The sequence below is a fragment of the Bilophila wadsworthia ATCC 49260 genome, assembly GCF_000701705.1.
Taxonomy (GTDB): domain Bacteria; phylum Desulfobacterota; class Desulfovibrionia; order Desulfovibrionales; family Desulfovibrionaceae; genus Bilophila; species Bilophila wadsworthia.
Genome location: NZ_JNJP01000168.1, coordinates 1 through 2865 on the forward strand (window position 1 = coordinate 1; position 2865 = coordinate 2865).

The window sequence follows — 2865 nt, forward strand, 5'->3', positions numbered from 1 at the left end:
GAGGGGCCTTTCTGGAGAAAGGCCCCTCCCCCCCTCCCCAAACCCCACCCCTTCTCCCCCAAAGACTTTTGTAAAGGTCTGTGGCGGAACGGGCGGCACGGGAGGCCAAACCTTGGCGCACGTCTCCCGGTAAGGCTGCAAAATCCATTTTATTCACATAAGGATTTATCATGAAACGCAATATCTACCTCAAAACAATCCCTCCCGCGGAAGCCGTCGCACGGGTGAAGGCTTCCATAGACCGCGAAGCGCTGATCCGCGAGGAAACGATCCCTTCGCATGAAGCTTCGGGCAGGGTACTGGCGCACGCGGTGCACGCCCGCTATTCCTCGCCCACCTTCCACTCGGCGGCGATGGACGGTTACGCGGTCAACGCCCGTTCGACCTTCGCGGCACGGGAAGGGCACCCGTTAACGCTCAAGGCCGGGGAAACCTGCTTTGCCGTCAATACCGGACACCCCATGCCCGAGGGCTGCGACGCCGTGATCATGATCGAACAGGTCATGCTGGACGGCGGCAGCGTCACCATTGAAGCCCCCGCCTTTCCGTGGCAGCACGTCCGCCGCATCGGGGAGGACATTGTGGCGACGGAACTGCTCTTTCCGCGCAACCACCAGTTGAGGCCGTGGGATGTGGGCGCGCTGCTTTCCGGCGGCATCTGGGACGTGCCCGTCTGGGAGCGCGTCACTGTCCGCATCATCCCCACAGGGGACGAAGTGCTCGACTTCACCACGCACCCCGATCCCGGCAAGGGGCAGGTCGTGGAATCCAATTCCCAGATGCTGGCGGCGCTGGCCCGTGAATTGGGCTGCGTCGTGGAACGCGCCGCCCCCGTTCCGGACAACCCGGAAGCCCTGCATCAGGCCCTGAAGGACAGCCTCGACGCGGGCAGGCACCTGACCATCTTCTGTGCTGGTTCGTCCGCAGGCTCCAAGGACTTCACCCGCGCCACGCTGGAAAAGGAAGGCGAAATCCTCACGCACGGCATCGCCGCCATGCCGGGCAAGCCGTCCCTGCTCGCCAACTGCCGGGGCCGCCTCGTGGCCGGGGTGCCGGGGTATCCAGTAAGCGCGCTGGTATGCTTCAAGGAACTGCTCGAACCGCTCATTTCATGGCTTTCGCACCGCGAGCCGCCCGCAAAAACCGTTGTCCCCGTCGAGCTGACCCGTACCGTGCCATCCCGTCCGGGCGTCGAGGAGCATGTGCGCGTGTCCATCGGGCGGGTCGGCGACAAACTGGTCGCCACGCCGCTCGAACGCGGGGCCGGGAACATCACCACCGTCACCCGCGCGCAGGGCGACGTGCGCATCCCCGAGCAGGCCGAAGGCCTGAACGAGCACGCCGTGGTGCCCGCCGAACTGTCCGTTTCGGAAGCGGAACTCGACCGCATCCTTGTCTGTGTGGGCAGCCACGACAACACCCTTGATCTGCTCGCCGACGAACTCATGGGCCTGCCCGAGCCCTTCCGGTTCGCCTCCACGCACGTCGGCAGCATGGGCGGCATTACGGCCTTGAAAAACGGCTCCTGCCACCTCTCCGGGATGCATCTTTTCGATCCCGGATCCGACGACTTCAACTTCCCGTTCATCAAGAAATTCCTGCCCGATGTGGACGTAACGGTCATCAACCTCGCCATCCGGCATCAGGGCATCATCGTTCCGCACGGCAACCCGATGAATATTCAGGGCATCGACGATTTCACCCGTGTCCGCTTCATCAACCGCCAGCGCGGGGCCGGGACGCGCATCCTCCTCGACTGGAAGCTGAAGCAGGCCGGGCTCAAGCCTTCCGACGTCAAAGGGTATGATAAGGAGGAGTTCACGCACATGGCCGTGGCGGTAAACGTGCTCACCGGGGCGGCCGACTGCGGCATGGGCATCTACGCCGCTGCCAAGGCGCTTGGCCTTGATTTCGTGCCGCTCGCCCTTGAACGCTATGATCTCGTCATCCCCACGCGTTTCCTCGATGATCCCCGTGTTCAGGCCGTCCGCGCCCTGCTCGATTCGCCGGCATTCAAGGCGCGCATCGAAGCCCAGGGCGGCTATGACACGCCCCTCACCGGGCAGATCATGGCGGAAGGCGAAAAACGGATGTAGGAAAAGGGGAGGGGAACCTTTGGGATAGGGGTTGCGTTGCCGCCGATGTCCGTAAGGGCTAGGCCCCGCCTGACGGTCAAGGCCCTTGCGGGGCCGTCCGTAGGGGAACCCTCCCCCGCCAAGCTCCACCCCTAACCCGTTTCCTTGTCAGGGAAACCGATTAGCACAGCCAAGGAAAGCCTCATGATCCGCCCTGCCACAGAAGCAGACCTGCAAGCGATTTTGGATATTTATAACGATGCCGTCATCAACACCACGGCAGTCTACACCTATACGCCGCATACGCTGGACATGCGCAGGCAATGGTTCAACGAGCACCGTGAGGCCGGGCTTCCCGTTTTCGTGCTGGAAGAGGACGGCGTGATAGCCGGATTCGCCACCTATGGAAATTTCCGTCCGTGGCCCGCCTACAAGTACAGCATCGAACATTCCATTTATGTGCATAAGGACTTCCGGCGGCGCCACATCGCCACCCGGCTGATGGAGAAGCTGCTGGAGGCGGCGAACGGGGCTGGCTATGCGACCATGATCGCGGGCATCGATGCCGACAATGCCGCCAGCATCCGTATGCACGAGCGATTCGGATTCACGTTCGCCGGAAAGATCGTCAAAGCGGGGTACAAGTTCGGCCGCTGGCTCGATCTCGTTTTCTACCAGAAGCTTCTCGACGGCCCGAAGCAGCCTGTTGGTGAATGAGAGAAGAAAAAATTGGAGAGGGGGAGGGGAACCTTTCTAAAGAAAGGTTCCCCTCCCCCTCTCCAAACCTCTC

General features: G+C 62.4%; 2 protein-coding genes. Both read left to right on the plus strand.

Going from position 1 to position 2865, the window contains the following annotated elements; genetic code table 11:
• The first annotated feature begins 170 nt into the window (after nt 1-170).
• On the plus strand, nt 171-2096 hold the full coding sequence (locus T370_RS0121570) for a molybdopterin biosynthesis protein (RefSeq protein ID WP_029436974.1): 1926 nt from the start codon (nt 171-173) through the stop codon (nt 2094-2096).
• Nucleotides 2097-2279: 183 nt separating this feature from the next.
• Nucleotides 2280-2792: a GNAT family N-acetyltransferase gene (locus T370_RS0121575; RefSeq protein ID WP_005028206.1), complete on the plus strand. Its 513-nt coding sequence runs from the start codon at nt 2280-2282 to the stop codon at nt 2790-2792.
• Nucleotides 2793-2865 lie beyond the last annotated feature (73 nt).